The 17,011-nt window shown below is 60.8% G+C and carries 19 protein-coding genes; 11 read left to right on the top strand and 8 right to left on the bottom strand.

The features are described from left to right. The first annotated feature begins 44 nt into the window (after window positions 1-44). Window positions 45-908: an ATP-binding protein gene (locus L6418_RS12115; protein ID WP_237247180.1), complete on the top strand. Its 864-nt coding sequence runs from the start codon at window positions 45-47 to the stop codon at window positions 906-908. After that, window positions 895-1,839 (top strand): Nudix family hydrolase, encoded by a 945-nt coding sequence (locus L6418_RS12110; protein ID WP_237247179.1) that lies wholly within the window; start codon window positions 895-897, stop codon window positions 1,837-1,839. Before L6418_RS12115 ends, L6418_RS12110 begins: the two co-directional genes overlap by 14 nt. On the opposite strand, the gene L6418_RS12105 is transcribed toward L6418_RS12110, so the two are convergent. The 7 genes from L6418_RS12105 to lgt form a co-directional block, all read right to left on the bottom strand. After that, window positions 1,821-2,006, bottom strand: coding sequence for a DNA gyrase inhibitor YacG (locus L6418_RS12105; RefSeq protein WP_237247178.1), 186 nt, complete (start codon window positions 2,004-2,006; stop codon window positions 1,821-1,823). The genes L6418_RS12110 and L6418_RS12105 overlap by 19 nt on opposite strands. Next, window positions 2,003-2,761, bottom strand: coding sequence for a cell division protein ZapD (gene zapD / locus L6418_RS12100; protein WP_237247177.1), 759 nt, complete (start codon window positions 2,759-2,761; stop codon window positions 2,003-2,005). Before zapD ends, L6418_RS12105 begins: the two co-directional genes overlap by 4 nt. Window positions 2,762-2,822: 61 nt before the next feature. Further along, entirely contained in the window at window positions 2,823-3,434 is a 612-nt protein-coding gene (gene coaE, locus L6418_RS12095; protein WP_237247176.1) for a dephospho-CoA kinase, read from the bottom strand. Further along, window positions 3,431-4,300, bottom strand: coding sequence for an A24 family peptidase (locus L6418_RS12090; RefSeq protein ID WP_237247175.1), 870 nt, complete (start codon window positions 4,298-4,300; stop codon window positions 3,431-3,433). The genes coaE and L6418_RS12090 overlap by 4 nt, the downstream gene beginning before the upstream one ends. Window positions 4,301-4,482: 182 nt before the next feature. After that, on the bottom strand, window positions 4,483-5,703 hold the full coding sequence (locus L6418_RS12085) for a type II secretion system F family protein (protein ID WP_237247174.1): 1,221 nt from the start codon (window positions 5,701-5,703) through the stop codon (window positions 4,483-4,485). A gap of 107 nt (window positions 5,704-5,810) precedes the next feature. Further along, on the bottom strand, window positions 5,811-7,100 hold the full coding sequence (locus L6418_RS12080) for an HlyC/CorC family transporter (protein ID WP_237247173.1): 1,290 nt from the start codon (window positions 7,098-7,100) through the stop codon (window positions 5,811-5,813). Window positions 7,101-7,199: 99 nt separating this feature from the next. Next, the gene (lgt, locus tag L6418_RS12075) at window positions 7,200-8,003 is read right to left on the bottom strand and encodes a prolipoprotein diacylglyceryl transferase (protein ID WP_237247172.1); all 804 of its coding nucleotides are present in this window, start codon (window positions 8,001-8,003) and stop codon (window positions 7,200-7,202) included. Between the two features lie 65 nt (window positions 8,004-8,068). On the opposite strand from lgt, the gene ilvD reads away from it, so the two are divergent. From ilvD to L6418_RS12030, 9 genes are all read left to right on the top strand, one after another. Continuing rightward, window positions 8,069-9,919 (top strand): dihydroxy-acid dehydratase, encoded by a 1,851-nt coding sequence (ilvD, locus tag L6418_RS12070; RefSeq protein ID WP_237247171.1) that lies wholly within the window; start codon window positions 8,069-8,071, stop codon window positions 9,917-9,919. Window positions 9,920-9,972: 53 nt separating this feature from the next. Then, window positions 9,973-10,593, top strand: a complete 621-nt coding sequence (locus L6418_RS12065; RefSeq protein WP_237247170.1) for a ParA family protein — start codon at window positions 9,973-9,975, stop codon at window positions 10,591-10,593. 141 nt (window positions 10,594-10,734) lie between these two features. Beyond that, complete coding sequence (locus L6418_RS12060; protein ID WP_237247169.1) at window positions 10,735-11,085, top strand: c-type cytochrome; 351 nt, start codon at window positions 10,735-10,737, stop codon at window positions 11,083-11,085. Between the two features lie 122 nt (window positions 11,086-11,207). Further along, window positions 11,208-11,534, top strand: coding sequence for a c-type cytochrome (locus tag L6418_RS12055; protein WP_237247168.1), 327 nt, complete (start codon window positions 11,208-11,210; stop codon window positions 11,532-11,534). A gap of 125 nt (window positions 11,535-11,659) precedes the next feature. Continuing rightward, window positions 11,660-12,844: a branched-chain amino acid ABC transporter substrate-binding protein gene (locus L6418_RS12050; protein WP_237247167.1), complete on the top strand. Its 1,185-nt coding sequence runs from the start codon at window positions 11,660-11,662 to the stop codon at window positions 12,842-12,844. A 73-nt stretch (window positions 12,845-12,917) separates the two neighbouring features. Then, complete coding sequence (locus tag L6418_RS12045) at window positions 12,918-13,841, top strand: branched-chain amino acid ABC transporter permease (protein ID WP_237247166.1); 924 nt, start codon at window positions 12,918-12,920, stop codon at window positions 13,839-13,841. Next, on the top strand, window positions 13,838-14,935 hold the full coding sequence (locus L6418_RS12040) for an ABC transporter permease subunit (RefSeq protein WP_237247165.1): 1,098 nt from the start codon (window positions 13,838-13,840) through the stop codon (window positions 14,933-14,935). Before L6418_RS12045 ends, L6418_RS12040 begins: the two co-directional genes overlap by 4 nt. Continuing rightward, the gene (locus tag L6418_RS12035; RefSeq protein WP_237247164.1) at window positions 14,919-15,707 is read left to right on the top strand and encodes an ABC transporter ATP-binding protein; all 789 of its coding nucleotides are present in this window, start codon (window positions 14,919-14,921) and stop codon (window positions 15,705-15,707) included. Before L6418_RS12040 ends, L6418_RS12035 begins: the two co-directional genes overlap by 17 nt. After that, window positions 15,707-16,420: an ABC transporter ATP-binding protein gene (locus L6418_RS12030; RefSeq protein ID WP_237248740.1), complete on the top strand. Its 714-nt coding sequence runs from the start codon at window positions 15,707-15,709 to the stop codon at window positions 16,418-16,420. Before L6418_RS12035 ends, L6418_RS12030 begins: the two co-directional genes overlap by 1 nt. A 115-nt stretch (window positions 16,421-16,535) precedes the next feature. On the opposite strand, the gene L6418_RS12025 is transcribed toward L6418_RS12030, so the two are convergent. Further along, on the bottom strand, window positions 16,536-17,000 hold the full coding sequence (locus L6418_RS12025) for an EVE domain-containing protein (RefSeq protein ID WP_237247163.1): 465 nt from the start codon (window positions 16,998-17,000) through the stop codon (window positions 16,536-16,538). Window positions 17,001-17,011 lie beyond the last annotated feature (11 nt).

The raw sequence follows: 17,011 nt of genomic DNA, 5'->3' as shown, positions 1-17,011 counted from the left end.
CGGCGGCGCACAGGGGAATGGGCGGCTAAGCAAAGAGGTTCGTTATGGATAAATTGGAAAGATTCCTAAGTCGTGCTGAAGGCTTACTTGCCCGCTTGGAAAACGTGTTGCCCGGCGCACAACCGCAAATTCCCGACTGGCAATCCGCTGCCGCCTTCCGCTGGGATCACCAGCAGCGCTCACTTCATCCCGTGCCGAATTTCCAGCGTATCGCGCTCGCCGATCTGCTCGGCATCGACGACCAGAAACAGCGCATCCGCCAGAACACGCAGCAATTCGTGCGCGGCGGCACGGCGAACAACGTGCTGCTCTCCGGTGCGCGCGGCACGGGCAAGTCGTCGCTGGTCAAGGCCCTGCTGAACGAATATGCCGGGCAAGGCCTGCGCGTGATCCAGATCGACAAGCAGGGCCTGATCGACCTGTCGTACATCGTCGGTCTGGTGCAGGGGCGCGCAGAGCGCTTCATCCTGTATTGCGACGATCTGTCCTTCAATGATGCCGAACCCGGCTACCAGTCGCTCAAGGCCGCGCTCGACGGCGATCTGGTCGCATTCTCCGACAATCTGCTGATCTACGCGACGTCCAACCGCCGCCACCTGATGCCGGACTATATGCAGGATAACCTTGCCACAAAACACGTCGGCGACGAGGTGCACCCGGCAGAAAGCGTGGAGGAGAAAGTGTCCCTGTCCGAACGCTTCGGCCTGTGGATATCGTTCTATCCGTTTGCGCAGGACGAATATCTGGCGGTGGCAGCACATTGGCTGGTGCATCATGGATGGAAGCAGGGGCTGACTGACGAAGTGCGCACGGCGGCATTGCAGTGGTCGTTGCTGCGCGGATCGAGGAGCGGCAGGGTGGCGGGGCAGTTTGCGAAGGATTGGTGCGGACGGCATGTCGCAAAGTAAGATCGTCGAAGTCGCCGCTGCAGTATTGCAACGCCCAGACGGTTCTTTCCTGCTGGCCCAGCGCCCTGTCGACAAGATATGGGCCGGCTACTGGGAATTCCCGGGGGGCAAGGTGGAGCCGGGCGAAACGCCTCGCGACGCGTTGTTGCGCGAACTGCGCGAAGAGCTGGGAATCACCGTGCAAACCGCTTATCCGTGGCTTACCCATGTGTTCACGTACCCGCATGCGACGGTACGCCTGAATTTCTTTCGCGTGACGGCATGGGGCGGCGAGCCGCACCCGCACGAAGGCCAGCAGTTTGCCTGGCAATACCCGGGCAGGGCTTCGGTCGAGCCGGTTCTTCCTGCCAATGCCCCCATCCTGCGAGCCCTGGAATTGCCGGATCTGTATGCCATCAGCAATGCCGCCGAACTGGGGGTAGAACCGTTTCTGGCCAGGTTGAAAACCAGGTTGGATGCCGGCCTGCGGCTGGTCCAGTTGCGCGAGAAAGACCTGTCGCGTAACGAATTGCGGGAACTGGCGCTACGCGTGGCGACGCTGACCCACGCATGCGGCGCGAAGCTGCTGCTCAATGGCGATGTGGCGCTGGCCCAGGAAGTGGGGGCGGCGGGTGTGCAGTTGACATCGACGCAGCTGGCGGAACTGAAGGAGCGGCCGGCCATCGATTGGTGTGCAGCTTCCTGCCACAATGCCGAGGAGTTGCGTCGAGCCGAATCACTGGGCTGCGATTTCGCACTGTTGAGTCCGGTGCTGCCGACAAGATCCCATCCCGGCGCGCAGCACCTGGGGTGGGCGGGCTTTGCGGTGATCGTGGCGGGAACGTCCATCCCGGTGTACGCCCTGGGCGGGCTGGTCGAGGACGATATGCGGGTCGCGTGGCAGCATGGTGCGCACGGCATTGCCTTGCTGCGTCAGGCCTGGGTTTCCTGATTGCCGGCATCCCGTTCGCGTTGTTCGACGCGGTATTCTTCGTTTGCCCATTTGCCCAGATCAATGAGTTTGCAGCGTTCGCTGCAGAACGGGCGGAAGCGGTTGCCGGTATCCCATACCAGTTCCTTGCCGCAGTTCGGGCAGGCGACGACAGGTGGCTTGTTCATTGCAGCGAGCAGAAGGTCAGATCGAAGGCCACATCCTGGTCGTACAGCGCAGTCTTGGCTGCGAAGCTGGCTGCAACGAAGCGGATATTGAGCGCGTACTTGTTGGCGCTGACCTCGGGAATGCAGGGCAGTCCGACATCAAGCGATATGCGCAACATCTGTGCCACGCGGCCCCCCTGCATTTGCTGGAAGCTGCCATGGAAGGCGGTGAAGTGGTGGACCTTGCCGTTCTCGCGCAACAGCTTGAGCAGGATGGTGATGCCGTCGCGCAACGGCAGCATGGGGGCGAGCCAGGCATCCAGGTTCTTGCGGCGGAGCTCGGCGCTCTGGTGCTGCCAATAGTGATAGGAAGGCAGGTCGAACTCGCACACGCCGCCGGGGATGCAGGCGCGCTGCTTGATCGCCATCAGCCATTCGTCGTCACGCAGGTGCTGGCCGATCTTGCCGCTCATGCCGAGCAGTCTGGCGCTGGCGTTTTCGATCTCGCCGAGCACGGCATCCAGCGCATCTTCCAGTATCTCGGGGTTGTTGTGCAGCGCGCTCAGCGCCTTCTTCTGGCGTTCCAGTTCTTGCAGCAGGTCGGATTTGAGGTCGGCGCGGCAGGCTACTTCGAGTATCTCGAACAGCACACCGAGTGCGGCATGGTGGTCCGGGCTTTCGTCGCTCTCGATGAACCTGCTGATGCGGAAGAAGAGATCTTCCAGGCGCAGCATCGTGCGTACTCGTTCGTTGAGAGGAAACTCGTAACTGATCACATTCGTCTAGCCGGGACGGGGTTTTGGTGGTTGCGAAAGATATAGGCAGTGCCGCATCGCGTCAATTGCTTTCGGCGGCCAAAACCGATAAACGGCGGTGCATCCTGACGACCTGTTCTTTCAGGCGCTCCAGGTTGCCGTTGTTGTCAATGACCTCGTCTGCCAGGCGCAACCGCTCGGTCCGGCCGAGCTGGCGCGCCATGATGGCCCGTACGGCGGCTTCATCCAGATTGTTGCGCTGGACGGTACGGGCGATCTGGGTGTCTTCCGAACAGTCCACGGTGATGACGCGTTGCAGCCAGCCGGCATAGCACCCGCTTTCGAACAGCAGGGGCACCACGACCAGCGTGTAAGGTGCATCGGTGGGCGCACTGGCCTGTTGCCTGGCTTGAGCGAAGATGAGCGGATGCAGGATCGCTTCCAGGCGCTCTCTTGCCGCCGCGTCGCCAAAAACAAGCGCACGCATCCGGCTGCGATCGAGTGCTCCTTCGTGATTGAGGGCTTGCTCCCCGAATGCGGCCCGGATCGCTGGAATGGCCATTCCGCTGGACTGGGTCAGCTGGTGCGAGATCAGGTCGGTGTCGACGATACGCACGCCGAGGGCGGCGAACAGGTGGGCAACGGTGCTTTTGCCGCTGCCAATGCCGCCTGTCAGGCCTACCAGATAGCTCACAGGGCCAGCAACTGCAGGTAACTTTGCGTCAGTGCCAGCCCCCAGAACAGCGCGATCAATCCGCCCCCTGCGAGGTAAGGCCCGAATGGGATGGGGATATTGCGGCCATGTTTGGCGAACAGGATGAGCGCGATGCCGACCACGGCACCGACCAGGGAAGAGAGCAGGATGACCAGCGGCAACAGCTGCCAGCCCAGCCATGCCCCGATGACGGCCAGCAGCTTGAAATCGCCGTAACCCATGCCTTCCTTGCCGGTAGTGAGCTTGAATGCCCAGTACACGCTCCACAGGCAGAGATAGCCTGCAGCCGCACCGATGACGGCATTGGGTAATGAAGTATAGACGCCATTGAGGTTGAGCAGCAGACCGAGCCAGAGCAGCGGCAGGGTGATGTCATCCGGCAGCAGCTGGGTATCGAAATCGATGAAGGTGAGTGCGAGCAGTGCCCATATGAATACGAGGGCCGCAACTGCGGCAATGCCAAAACCGAAATGCCAGGCGGCATAGGCGCTGAGGATGCCGCTGACGGCTTCGACGGTGGGGTAGCGCGGCGAGATGGCGGCTCCGCAGCCTTTGCATTTGCCGCGCAGCAACAGGTAGCTCAGAACCGGGATGTTCTCTGCCGCGCTGATGGCGTGCCCGCAATGCGGACAGGCGGAGCGGGGTACGAGCAGGTTGTAGCGCGGGGCTGGCTCAGGCGATTGCCCGTTCAGCTCGGCGCATTGTGCGTGCCAATCGCGTTCCATCATCCTGGGCAGGCGGTGGATGACGACGTTGAGAAAGCTGCCGACCACCAGGCCCAGCAGGCCGCAGGCAATGGCGAATACGAGGGGTTCGGATTTGAATAGCTGGAATAGTTCGGTCATGGCGATAGTTTCGGTGAAGCCTAACGGTGGGTTATATCGGAGCTAAAACTACCGACAAGCAGTTCTGGGATCCCGGCGAGCACGGAAAAATCAGCGCGCTGGATTGCACCGGAAGTGGCATCGATCACCTTGCATATACAAAAAAGGCGCGGCCATCGCCGCGCCCGTTGTCGTCTGGTTGCCTAACCGCTGACGGCCTGGCCCATTTTGAAGATCGGCAGGTACATTGCCACCACCATGCCGCCGATCAGCGTACCCAGGACCACCATGATGATGGGTTCCATCAGGCTCGACAACGCTTCCACAGCGTCGTCGACCTCGGCCTCGAAGAAGTCTGCGACCTTGCTCAGCATGGCGTCCAGGGCGCCGGACTCTTCGCCGATGGCGACCATCTGCAGCACCATGCTGGGGAACACATCGGTATTTTGCATGGCCACGGTCAGGCTGGTGCCCGACGTCACTTCGCGCTGGATGGCCTTGGTGGCATCGGAATAGACTGCATTGCCGGCAGCGCCCGCGACGGAGTCGAAAGCCTCGACCAGCGGCACGCCGGCTGCAAACATGGTGGAGAGGGTGCGCGCCCAGCGCGCGATGGAAGCCTTGCGCACCAGCGGCCCGAACACCGGGATCTTCAGCATCAGCTGGTCCATGCGGCGCTGCATGGTCTTGTTGCGCTTCCAGGCATAGAAGAACCCGTATACGCTGCCGCCGACGATACCGAAAATCGCCCACCACCATGCCACGAAAAAGTCGGAGATGGACATGACGACCAGGGTCGGGCCGGGCAAATCGGCGCCGAAGTTGGAAAACAGCGTCTTGAAGGCGGGGATCACGAAGATCATGATCACTGCGGTGATGACGAATGCGACCACGATGATGGAAACAGGGTAGAACAAGGCGGATTTGATCTTGCTCTTGATGGCCAGGATCTTTTCCTTGTAGGTCGCCAGACGATCCAGCAGACTGTCCAGGATACCCGCCGCTTCGCCCGCACCGAGCAGGTTGCAGTACAGGTCGTCGAAATACAGCGGGAACTTGCGGAATGACTGTTCCAGGCTGCTGCCGGTCTCGACATCGGTCTTGATGTCGAACAGCAAGCGTGCGACGGCAGGATTGTCGTGACCCTTGCCGACGATGTCGAAAGCTTGCAGCAGCGGTACGCCAGACTTCAGCATGGTGGCGAGCTGGCGCGTGAACAGCGTGATGTCCTTTTCGGTAACCTTGCCGCCGCCCTTTGAGCTCTTCTTGATCTTGGTGACGGTGATGCCCTGGCGGCGCAAATGCGCCGAAACGCTGGCTTCGCCGGCGCCGCGCATCTCGCCCTTGACGATCTTGCCGGCCTTGTCCTTGCCTTCCCAGGCGTATTGCTGCTCTTTCGGTTTGTCAGATCTTGCTGTAGCCATCCTGTGACCTCGATTCAAATGCCGTCATGGCGGCCCGTCTGCCAACTGTTGATATTATTCATGCGCGATGCGCCAGATTATAAAGGACTTTTGCATGATGCATGGCTTTACCCTCTTTGTAAAGGCTGGCTTTTTTGTGCAGGGAACAGTCTTGCGACCTTGACCGCACGATCTTGGGTCTGGATGATTTCAATCGGATAGTTGCCGATCTTGAGGCTGGTCCCGGCTTCCGGGATGTCCTGCAAATGTTCCAGGATCAGGCCGTTGAGGGTCTTGGCCTCCCCCAGCGGGAGCTGCAGGCCCAGTTTGCGGTTCAGTTCGCGCAGGCTGCTGCTGCCGTCGAGCAGCAGGCTGCCATCGTCCTGGCGCAGGAACTTGCCGGTCTGGGCGGGGGATTGCGTGGTGAACTCGCCGACGATCTCTTCCAGGATGTTTTCCAGCGTGACCAGGCCGAGCAGTTCGCCGTATTCGTCCACCACCAGCCCCATGCGCGTCTGCCGTTCCTGGAATTGCTGCAGTTGCTTGAGCAAGGGGGTATCCGAAGGAATGAAATAGGGATCGTGCAGGATCTCGCGGAATTGCCCGGTGTCCAGCGTATCCTCAAGCAGCGGCAGTACACGCTTGATATGCAGGATGCCGATGACGTTGCCCGGCGTCTGCGCATACACGGGCAACAGCGTGTGATGGCAGGTGATGATCTGCTGGCGCAGCTCGGCCGGGTCGGCGCCGGCATCCAGGGCTTCGATCTGGTTGCGCGGAATCATCACGTCGTTGACGGTGACGCGCTCCAGGTCGACCAGGTTCAGCAGCATCTTCTGGTGTTTGCGCGGAAGGAAATGCTCGGCCTCCAGCACCAGCGAACGCAACTCTTCCAGGCTCAGCTTGTGATGGCTGTGATCGGTCTGCACCTTGATGCGCAATAGCCACAACATGCCGCGCACCAGTGCGGTGGCGATGGAGACGACGGGGTAGAACAGCTTGATGATGGCGGCCAATGCATAACTGGAAGGCAGCGCCACGCGTTCCGCATGACTGGCTGCAATGACCTTGGGCATGATCTCGCTGAACACCAGGATCGCGAAGGTGACGGTCAGCGAGCCGACCAGCAGCGCCGTGCTGTTGTCGTGGCCGAACAGGCGCAGCACGATGATCTCGGCCAGCGTTGCCGCCGCCACATTGAGCAGGGTGTTGCCGAGCAGGATGGATCCGAGCAGCTTGTCTGTCTGTGCCAGCAGTCTGGCGGTGAGCTTGGCGCTTTTGTTGCCTTTCCTGACCAGATGGTTCAGGCGGTAACGGTTGATCGCCATCATGCTGGTCTCGGAAGCTGAAAAGAATCCGGAACACAGCAGGATAATGAGCAGGGCTACGAACAGCGTGCCCAAAGTGAAATCGTCCAAAACAGACAGCCTTAACTAACGCGATGCTCGGAGTATCTGGGAGGGGGGGGTGGGTGTCAAGGAAGCGGCCGTTGCTGATGCAATAAGTCGCGGATGGGCCTAAGTCTTGCGATCCGCTTCCTGTGCCCGTCGATAGGACCATGCCATCAAGCCTGCACCGGCCAACACCATCGGCAGGCTCAGCCATTGGCCCATGCTGATGCCGAACGTCATCAGGCCGAAGATGCCGTCATCCGGATTGCGCGTGAACTCGCCGATGAAGCGGAAGCTTCCATAGCCGATCAGGAACAGGCCCGATACGGCGCCGACCGGGCGAGACCTGCCTGAATACAACCAGAGCAATATGAATAGTGCGACACCTTCGAGCGCGAATTCATACAGCTGCGAAGGATGGCGCGGGATGCTGTCCACTTGCGGGAACACCATGGCCCAGGGCACATCGGCTGGGCGCCCCCACAGTTCGCCGTTGATAAAATTGCCGAGTCGCCCGAAAGCCAGGCCCGGCGGCACCAGCGGTGCGATGAAGTCCATCAGCGCCAGCCAGCGGATGTTGCGGCTGCGGGCGAACAGCGCCATCGCCACCAGCACACCGAGAAAGCCGCCATGGAACGACATGCCGCCTTCCCACACCGCGATGATCTTCAGCGGATGGGAAAAGTAATAGCCGGGGTTGTAGAACAGTACCTCGCCCATGCGTCCGCCCAGTACCACGCCGAGCACGCCATGGAACAGCAGGTCGTCGAGGAATCTCTCATCCCAGCCGGGCCGGCCCAGGCTGCGCAGCCGTTTTCTTCCCAGCCAGATGAAGCAGACGAAGCCGAGCAGGTACATCAGCCCATACCAGTGGATGCCGAATGATCCGAGATGGATGGCAACGGGGTCGAATTGTGGATGAACGAGCATGGGGCGAATAGAGTAAAATCGGTCGTCGGATTATACGTGCTTCATCTTTACCTTAGAGAGACAACATGCCCGCCTACCGTTCCCGTACCTCCACCCATGGCCGCAACATGGCCGGTGCACGCTCATTGTGGCGAGCAACCGGCATGGTTGACGGCGATTTTGGCAAACCCATCATCGCGATCGCCAATTCCTTTACCCAGTTCGTGCCCGGACACGTGCACCTGAAAGATATGGGGCAACTGGTGGCACGCGAGATCGAAAAGGCGGGCGGCATCGCCAAGGAGTTCAACACCATCGCGGTTGACGACGGCATCGCCATGGGACACGACGGCATGCTGTATTCGCTGCCTTCGCGCGACCTGATCGCCGACAGCGTGGAATACATGGTCAATGCGCATTGCGCCGATGCGCTGGTGTGCATCTCCAACTGCGACAAGATCACGCCCGGCATGCTGATGGCCGCGATGCGCCTGAACATCCCGGTGGTGTTCGTTTCCGGTGGTCCGATGGAGGCGGGCAAGGTCAACTGGCAGGGCAAGGTCAAAGGTCTCGACCTGGTCGATGCGATGGTCGCTGCGGCCGACAGTCGCGTAAGCGATGAAGAGGTGGATGCCATCGAGCGCTCCGCCTGCCCGACCTGCGGCTCCTGTTCCGGCATGTTTACCGCCAACTCGATGAACTGCCTGACAGAGGCTTTGGGCTTGAGTCTGCCCGGCAACGGTTCGCTGGTGGCGACACACGCCGAGCGCAAACAATTGTTCCTGCGCGCCGGACGCCTGGTCGTCGAACTCGCCAAGCGTTATTACGAACAGGACGATGCTTCGATCCTGCCGCGCAGCATCGCCACGTTCGATGCGTTCGAGAACGCAATGACGCTGGACATCGCCATGGGTGGTTCGACCAACACCGTGCTGCACCTGTTGGCCGTCGCGCGCGAGGCGGGCGTGGATTTCACCATGAAAGATATGGACCGGCTGTCGCGCCATGTGCCGACCTTGTGCAAGGTGGCACCCTCCAGCGAATACCACATGGAAGACGTGCATCGTGCCGGCGGCATCGTCGCCATCCTGGGCGAACTGGATCGGGCCGGGTTGCTGCATGGCGAGGTCGGCTCGGTGCACAGCAAGACCCTGCGTGACGGACTCAGGCAGTGGGATGTCGCGCAGACAGTAAGCGAAGAAGTGAAGAAATTCTATCGCGCCGCACCGGGCGGCATTCCGACGACCATCGCCTTTTCCCAATCCATGCTCTATCCGGAGCTGGACGTGGATCGCGCCAAGGGCTGCATCCGCGACAAGGCGCATGCCTACTCCAGGGACGGCGGCCTGGCGGTATTGCACGGCAATATCGCGCTGGACGGTTGCATCGTCAAGACGGCGGGTGTGGATGAAAGCATTCTCAAGTTCAGCGGGCGCGCGCGCGTGTTCGAGAGCCAGGATGCGGCGACTGCCGGCATCCTTGCCGACCAGATCGTTGCCGGCGACGTGGTGGTGATCCGCTACGAAGGTCCCAAGGGCGGCCCCGGCATGCAGGAGATGCTGTACCCGACTTCGTACCTGAAGTCGAAAGGCCTGGGCAAGGCCTGCGCCTTGTTGACCGACGGGCGTTTCTCCGGCGGCACCTCCGGCCTTTCGATCGGCCACGTCTCGCCGGAAGCGGCGAGCGGTGGCGCGATCGGGCTGGTGCAGGAAGGCGACCGCATCGAGATCGACATTCCCAACCGCACGATCAATCTGGCGATCTCCGATGCCGAACTGGCGCAGCGGCGCGCGGCGATGGAAGCGAAGGGCAGCAAGGCCTGGAAGCCGGCGGCCGAGCGTCCGCGCAAGATATCGGCGGCACTCAGGGCCTATGCGGCGATGGTGACCAGTGCCGATAAAGGTGCTGTGCGCGACGTGTCGCAGGTGGAGAGATAATGCAGCGGTACGGGCGGGGCGAATAGCAGTTCTCAGCGGGGAGAGGCGGTAACGTGAAAGCCATACTGATTGCGAATCCCAAAGGTGGCAGTGGCAAGACCACGTTATCCACCAATATTGCCGGCTACCTCGCCTCGCGCGGGCAACGCGTGGCGATGCTCGACCTGGACAGGCAGAAGTCCGCCACGCAATGGCTGTCCAGCCGGCCGAGGTATCTCCCGGGTATCGAATTGATGCAGGCCGAGGCAGAGAGGGACGCGCCCATCGATAGTCTGGTGATCGATTCTCCTGCCGGATTGCACGGCAAAAATCTGGAACATGCATTGAGGCTGGTGCACAAGGTGATCGTGCCCATCGCACCCTCCGCATTCGATATCCAGGCCAGCCGGGATTTCTTGGAAGTGCTGCATCAGGAAAAGACCGTGCGTAAAGGAAGGATATTTGTCGGGGTGGTCGGCATGCGCATGGATCCGCGCACCCGGGCGGCGCTTACGCTGGAACAGTTCCTGAAAGGCCTGGATATGCCGGTTCTCGCGTATCTTCGCGAGGCGCAGGTGTACGTGAATGCCGCCTTCGAAGGCAAGACGCTGTTCGATCTGCCGCCTTCGCTGGCGCAGCGCGAACTGGAGCAGTGGGCCTATCTGCTGAATTGGCTGGAGCAGGCGGCGGATTAACCACAACCGGAAAGTGTCAACGTCGCCAGTCGTATTGGCGTTACTGGCACACCATCGCGGGAAGGCTGGCTGGCGGAGTACCTGAAGCTGCCGGAATCAAAGACGAATCACTGGGCAGTCCAATCTGAAAATGGAGAGAACATGAAATCTATCGTCGTAAGCATGATCACCGCGGCAGGCCTGATGGCGGCTGCTTCCGCTTTGGCAACCGACATGCCGCCGCTGGCCAAAAAGAACAACTGTGTCGCATGTCATGCGATCGACCATAAAGTGGTCGGCCCTGCATGGATGGATGTTTCCAAGAAATACAAGAATGCGACTACCTATACCTACAAGGGTAAGGAATATCCCCTGCTCGAAGGGTTGATCATGAAGGTTTCCCATGGCGGCTCCGGCAACTGGGGTTCCGTTCCCATGCCCGCCAATTCCCCGGCGGTGAAGGATGCGGACATCAGGGAACTGGTGAAGTTTGAATTGAGTCTGGCAAAGTAAACTTGCCCGCGCCCCTGAAAGGCCATGCCTTTTGCATCTGCCGGGCGAGTCGTCGGAAGGGGGCGGGCAGTTGCTTCCGGTCCGTCCGGGATGATCGATCGGCCATTCAATTTGGAGGAATCATGAAGTCCGTCGCCGTGAATGTCCTTGCCGCCGCAAGCATGCTGCTGGTCGCTGGTTCGGCTATGGCAACCGGGATGCCCGAACTGGCGCAGAAAAGCAGTTGTACGTCCTGCCACGCAATCGACAAAAAACTGGTGGGACCAGCCTGGATGGATATCGCCAGGAAATACAAGGGTGATGCAGGGGCGGAGGCCAGGCTGATTGCCAAGGTTGCCAAGGGTGGCAGTGGAGCCTGGGGTGCCATGCCCATGCCGCCAAACTCCCCCCGGGTTTCGGATGCCGACATCAAGACCTTGGTCAAATTCATCCTCAGCCTGTCGAAGTAACAATACGGCGATGCCGGTGAAAGAGCCGGCCCGCGTCGGCTCCTTACCGCCTTGAAACGCCAAATTGACAAGGGTTGAGGGGCTACGCATAATCCGGCAACTTTGCCAATTCGCCGGATTCCAACATGTTCATCAATAAATCTGCCCTACTCGTCGCGCTCGGTATCGCACTCGCCGGATGCGGCAAAAGCGAGACGGCATCGAATCCCGCCGCAGCATCCCCGGACGAACTTGTGATCAAGATCGGCGCCGCCGCGCCGCTCACCGGTCCGCAGGCGCATATCGGCAAGGACAACGAGAACGGCACGCGCATGGCGATCGACGATGCGAATGCCAGGGGCGTGACCATCGGTGGCAAGAAAGCGCGCTTCGAACTGCTGAGCGAGGACGATCAGACCGATCCGAAAACGGCGACCATCGTGGCGCAGAAACTGGTGGATGCAAAGGTGAATGGCGTGATCGGGCACCTCAACTCCGGTACGACCATCCCCGCTTCCGCTATCTATTTCAAGAACGGCATTCCGCAAATCTCGCCTTCCGCTACCGCAGTCAGATATACCGCCCAGGGCTACAAGACCGCCTTCCGCGTGATGACCAACGATGCCCAGCAAGGTAAGGCGCTGGGCGAGTTTGCCGCCAAGGTTCTGGGGGCGAAGCAGATTGCAGTGATCGACGATCGCACGGCCTATGGACAAGGGCTGGCGGATGAGTTCGTCAAATCTGCCGAAGCCAATGGTGCGAAGATCATCGTGCGCGAGTACACCACCGACAAGGCGGTGGATTTCACTGCGGTACTGACCTCGATCAAGGGCAAGCAGCCCGACCTGCTGTTCTTCGGCGGCATGGACCCGCAGGGCGTACCCATGATCAAGCAGCTGCGCGCTTTGGGCATCAAGACGCAATTCATGATGGGCGACGGGGGATATACGCCGAAGCTGATCGAATTGGCGGGCGATGCGGCGGAAGGTGCATATGCTTCGCTGCCGGGGGTGCCGCTGGACAACATGCCGAGCGGGCGCGATTTTGCCAAACGTTATGAAGAGCGTTTCCACCAGCCGATTCAGCTCTATGCGCCGTATTGCTACGACGCCGTCAACGTGATGATCGCTGCGATGCAGAAGGCCGGTTCCGCCGAGCCCGAGAAGTATCTGCCGGAGATCGGCAAGACCGAGATCGAAGGCGTAACGGCGAAGATCGCATTCGACGAGAAAGGCGACATCAAGGGAGGGGCGGTCACCGTGTACCAGGTTCACCAAGGCAAATGGCATGCCGTGCAGACGATGGGCGGCACGCCCGCAGTCAAGCCGTGAGCCGGTTTGCAGTCATGGAAAGCGACACCGGGCGTGTCGCTTTTTCTTTGTATAGGGCGCCAACAAAGTAACTGTGGAAATCCTTCTTCAGCAGATCGTCAATGGCCTGGTGCAGGGCAGTGTCTATGCCTTGGTGGCGTTGGGCTACACCATGGTGTACGGCATCCTCGGCCTGATCAATTTTGCCCACGGCGAAGTGGTGATGATAGGCGCGATGATCGCTCTGACCGTGTTGCAAACCTTGCTGGCAGCCGCCGTTGCGCCTGTACTGGCGGTAGTGCTGAGCTTGCTGGCAGCGATGGCGGTATGCATGGCACTGGGCTACAGCATCGAACGCATCGCCTATCGTCCGTTGCGCAATGCGCCGCGCCTGGCACCGCTGATCACCGCCATCGGCGTCTCCATCGTGCTGCAGAATCTGGCGATGATGATCTGGGGGCGCGAATACCATTCCTTCCCGCTGCCTTTCAACAGCACTTCGCACCAGCTTGGCGGCGCCATCGTGAACGATGTGCAGATCGCCATCGTCGCGGTTGCATTGCTCATCATGTCAGCCTTGATGTGGCTGGTGCAGCGTACCCGTATGGGCCGGGCGATGCGTGCCGTGGCTGAAAATCCGGCGGCGGCAGCGCTGATGGGTGTGGACATCAATCGTGTCATTTCCGCCACCTTCATGCTCGGCTCGGCACTTGCTGCCATCGCCGGCTTCATGGTCAGCGCCAACTACGGCATCGTGCATTACTACATGGGCTTCATGCTCGGCCTGAAAGCCTTTACCGCCGCAGTGCTCGGCGGCATCGGCAACCTGCGCGGCGCGATGCTGGGGGGGGTGCTGCTGGGGCTGATCGAGAGTCTGGGGGCGGGTTACATCGGCGATCTCACCGGCGGCTTCCTCGGCAGCAATTATCAGGACGTGTTCGCCTTCCTCGTCCTGATCGCGGTGTTGATCCTGCGTCCGTCCGGCCTGCTCGGCGAGAAACTGGCGGAGCGCGCATGAGACTGCATCGTTCATCGCCGGGCCGTTTTGTGTTCGCCGCCATATTGCTGGCGCTGCCCTTCGTCATCGATGCGCTGCTAGGTCATGGCTGGGTGCGCATCGCCGACTTTGCCCTGCTCTATATCATGTTGGCACTGGGGCTGAACATCGTGGTCGGTTACGCAGGCCTGCTCGACCTTGGCTACATCGCGTTCTTCGCGGTGGGTGCGTATACCTACGCCCTGCTCGGTTCACCGCAGTTCGGGCTGCACTGGCCGATGTGGGTGGTGCTGCCGCTGGGTGCGCTGATCGCCTGCGGGTTCGGCGTGTTGCTTGGCGCGCCCACGCTCAAGTTGCGTGGCGACTACCTCGCCATCGTCACCCTCGGTTTCGGCGAGATTATCCGTATCTTCCTCAACAACCTGAATGCACCGGTCAACATCACCAACGGACCGCAGGGCATCAGTGCCATCGATCCGTTGCAGATCGGCGGCTTTTCATTCGGTAACTCATACCAGTGGCTGGGCATGCGTGCAGACGACGTGCACCTGCATTACTACCTGTTCCTCGCCTTCACCCTGCTGGTGATCTTCATCTCGCGCCGCCTCGAAGATTCGCGTATCGGCCGTGCCTGGGTGGCGATACGCGAAGACGAGGTCGCCGCCTCGGCGATGGGGATCAACACGCGCAATATCAAATTGCTTGCCTTCGCCATGGGTGCCACCTTCGGCGGTATTTCCGGCGGCCTGTTTGCCGGCTTCCAGGGTTTCGTCAGCCCCGAGAGTTTCAGCCTGATGGAATCCGTCATGGTGCTGTGCATGGTGGTGCTGGGTGGCATGGGCAACGTCGGCGGCGTGGTACTGGGCGGCGTGCTGCTGGTGATATTGCCGGAACTGTTCCGCAATGCGGCGGGACCGGTGCAGCAGGCGCTGCTGGGAAAAGTGGTGGTTGATCCGGAAAGTCTGCGCATGCTGATGTTCGGCATGGCGCTGATTCTGGTGATGCTGTGGCGACCCGCAGGATTGTGGCCTTCCACGCAGCGCCGCCGCGAATTCGCTGCCGAGAACAGCGTGTTGCAACAAGAGCAGGAGACGGTGTATGACGCCAGCAAGTGAGCGCCTGCTCGAACTCGCCGATGTGGGCAAGCACTTCGGCGGCGTGACCGCACTGGCTGGCGTGTCGCTACACATCCGGCGCGGCGAAATATACGGCCTGATCGGCCCCAACGGCGCCGGCAAGACCACGCTGTTCAACGTCGTCACCGGGCTGTATCAGCTGGACAGCGGTTCATTCGATTTCGCCGGCCAACGCTATACGCGCTGCAAGCCGCACTTGCTGGCGCAAGCCGGCATCGCGCGCACCTTCCAGAACATCCGCCTGTTCGCCAACATGAGTGCGCTGGAGAACATCATGGTTGGCCGCCATGTGCGCACGCGCACCGGTATCTGGGGTGCGCTGACGCGGCATGCTGCAGCCCGGGCCGAAGAGCGTGACATCGTGCAACGTGCCCGTGAACTGCTGGACTACGTAGGCATCGATTGCGCACACCAGACCCTTGCCAAGCATCTATCCTACGGCGAGCAGCGGCGGCTGGAGATCGCGCGTGCCCTGGCAACCGATCCCAAGCTGCTCGCACTGGACGAACCCGCAGCCGGCATGAACGCGACCGAGACGGCCGCGCTGAAAGCGTTGTTGCAGAAGATTCGCGCCAGCGGTACCACTGTTCTGTTGATAGAGCATGATGTCAAACTCATCATGGGCTTATGCGACCGGGTGGCCGTGCTGGATTACGGCAAGAAGATCGCCGAAGGCGTGCCCGAAGAGGTGCGTCGCGATCCGGCAGTGATCGCGGCTTACCTGGGCGGCGGCACCGGAGGGGGGGCGTGATGAAGCCATTGCTGGAAGTGGAGAACCTCAAAGTCTCCTACGGTGGCATCCAGGCGCTGAAAGGGATCAGCCTGAATATCGCCGCAGGGGAATTGGTCACGCTCATCGGCAGCAATGGTGCCGGCAAAACCACCACACTCAAAGCGCTGGCCGGACTGCTGCACCCGGCATCCGGCAAGCTGCACTATCGCGACAGGTCGTTGCTGCCTGTCCCGGCACACCGGAGAATCGCTGCAGGCATCGCGCTGGTGCCGGAAGGGCGCGGCATCTTTGCCCGACTCAGCGTGGAAGAGAACCTGTTGATGGGTGCTTATATACGCAACGACAAGGCCGGGATCGCCGTCGACCTGGAACGCCAGTATGTCTTGTTCCCGCGCCTGGCGGAACGTCGCGCGCAACTTGCCGGCACACTCTCTGGCGGCGAACAGCAGATGGTTGCCATGGCGCGCGCGCTGATGGGCAATCCGGCCCTGCTCATGCTGGACGAACCCAGCATGGGGCTTGCTCCGCTGATGGTGGAGCGGATCTTTGAGACTATCCGTACCATCTCGGCGCAGGGCGTCACTATCCTGCTGGTGGAGCAGAATGCCAGGCTGGCACTTGAGTCTGCACAACGCGGGTATGTATTGGAGAGCGGTGCGATCACCATGTCGGGCAAGGCGGAAGAGCTGCTCGGCAGCGATGCGGTGCAACAGGCTTATCTTGGGGCGTAAGCTGGGGGTAATGAGGGTCGCTGTGGCGTAGCCTGGTTGTGTTACGGGGCCCTGTTCCGATTCCCCGCTTTCTGGCGAGCCGGTCCGGCATCGCTCGTCGTCCTGCTGTGCTGGTTCAGTCCTGTACCAGTTTAGTGGTGATGAATTTCCATTCCGCAGGATCGAGCGGCGTGATGGACAGTCGATTGCCGCGCTGCAAGGTGCGCATGTTCTCCAGTTCTGGGTGGCTGCGCAGTTCCTCGATGGAAATCAGTGCGATCTTCTTCACCAGCTTCACGTCCACATTGAACCAGCGCGGCGTCTCCTGCGTTGCCTTGGGGTCGAAGTATTTATTTTTCCTGTCGAATTGTGTGGCATCGGGATAGGCGGTGCTGCTGACCTTGGCGATGCCGGCGATGCCAGGTTCCTTGCAGTTGGAGTGATAGAACAGCACGCCATCGCCGACTTGCATCTGGTCGCGCATGAAGTTGCGCGCCTGGTAGTTGCGTACGCCGTACCAGGCCACAGTTTGGTCCGGCAATGCGGCAAGGTCGTCTATGCTGCAATCGCCGGGTTCGGATTTCATCAACCAGTATCTCATGTCGAACTCGC

It is taken from the genome of Sideroxyarcus emersonii (assembly GCF_021654335.1).
In the GTDB taxonomy this organism is placed as follows: Bacteria; Pseudomonadota; Gammaproteobacteria; order Burkholderiales; family Gallionellaceae; genus Sideroxyarcus; species Sideroxyarcus emersonii.
This window is presented reverse-complemented; position numbering and strand designations above follow the sequence as displayed.

Coding starts and splice junctions, on each gene's coding strand:
- L6418_RS12035 (WP_237247164.1), top strand. CDS start 14,919: ATGACGCCAGCAAGTGAGCGCCTGCTCGAACTCGCCGATGTGGGCAAG.
- lgt (WP_237247172.1), bottom strand. CDS start 8,003: ATGCTCGTTCATCCACAATTCGACCCCGTTGCCATCCATCTCGGATCA.
- L6418_RS12050 (WP_237247167.1), top strand. CDS start 11,660: ATGTTCATCAATAAATCTGCCCTACTCGTCGCGCTCGGTATCGCACTC.
- L6418_RS12040 (WP_237247165.1), top strand. CDS start 13,838: ATGAGACTGCATCGTTCATCGCCGGGCCGTTTTGTGTTCGCCGCCATA.
- L6418_RS12110 (WP_237247179.1), top strand. CDS start 895: ATGTCGCAAAGTAAGATCGTCGAAGTCGCCGCTGCAGTATTGCAACGC.
- L6418_RS12055 (WP_237247168.1), top strand. CDS start 11,208: ATGAAGTCCGTCGCCGTGAATGTCCTTGCCGCCGCAAGCATGCTGCTG.
- ilvD (WP_237247171.1), top strand. CDS start 8,069: ATGCCCGCCTACCGTTCCCGTACCTCCACCCATGGCCGCAACATGGCC.
- L6418_RS12105 (WP_237247178.1), bottom strand. CDS start 2,006: ATGAACAAGCCACCTGTCGTCGCCTGCCCGAACTGCGGCAAGGAACTG.
- L6418_RS12030 (WP_237248740.1), top strand. CDS start 15,707: ATGAAGCCATTGCTGGAAGTGGAGAACCTCAAAGTCTCCTACGGTGGC.
- L6418_RS12060 (WP_237247169.1), top strand. CDS start 10,735: ATGAAATCTATCGTCGTAAGCATGATCACCGCGGCAGGCCTGATGGCG.
- L6418_RS12115 (WP_237247180.1), top strand. CDS start 45: ATGGATAAATTGGAAAGATTCCTAAGTCGTGCTGAAGGCTTACTTGCC.
- L6418_RS12085 (WP_237247174.1), bottom strand. CDS start 5,703: ATGGCTACAGCAAGATCTGACAAACCGAAAGAGCAGCAATACGCCTGG.
- L6418_RS12025 (WP_237247163.1), bottom strand. CDS start 17,000: ATGAGATACTGGTTGATGAAATCCGAACCCGGCGATTGCAGCATAGAC.
- L6418_RS12090 (WP_237247175.1), bottom strand. CDS start 4,300: ATGACCGAACTATTCCAGCTATTCAAATCCGAACCCCTCGTATTCGCC.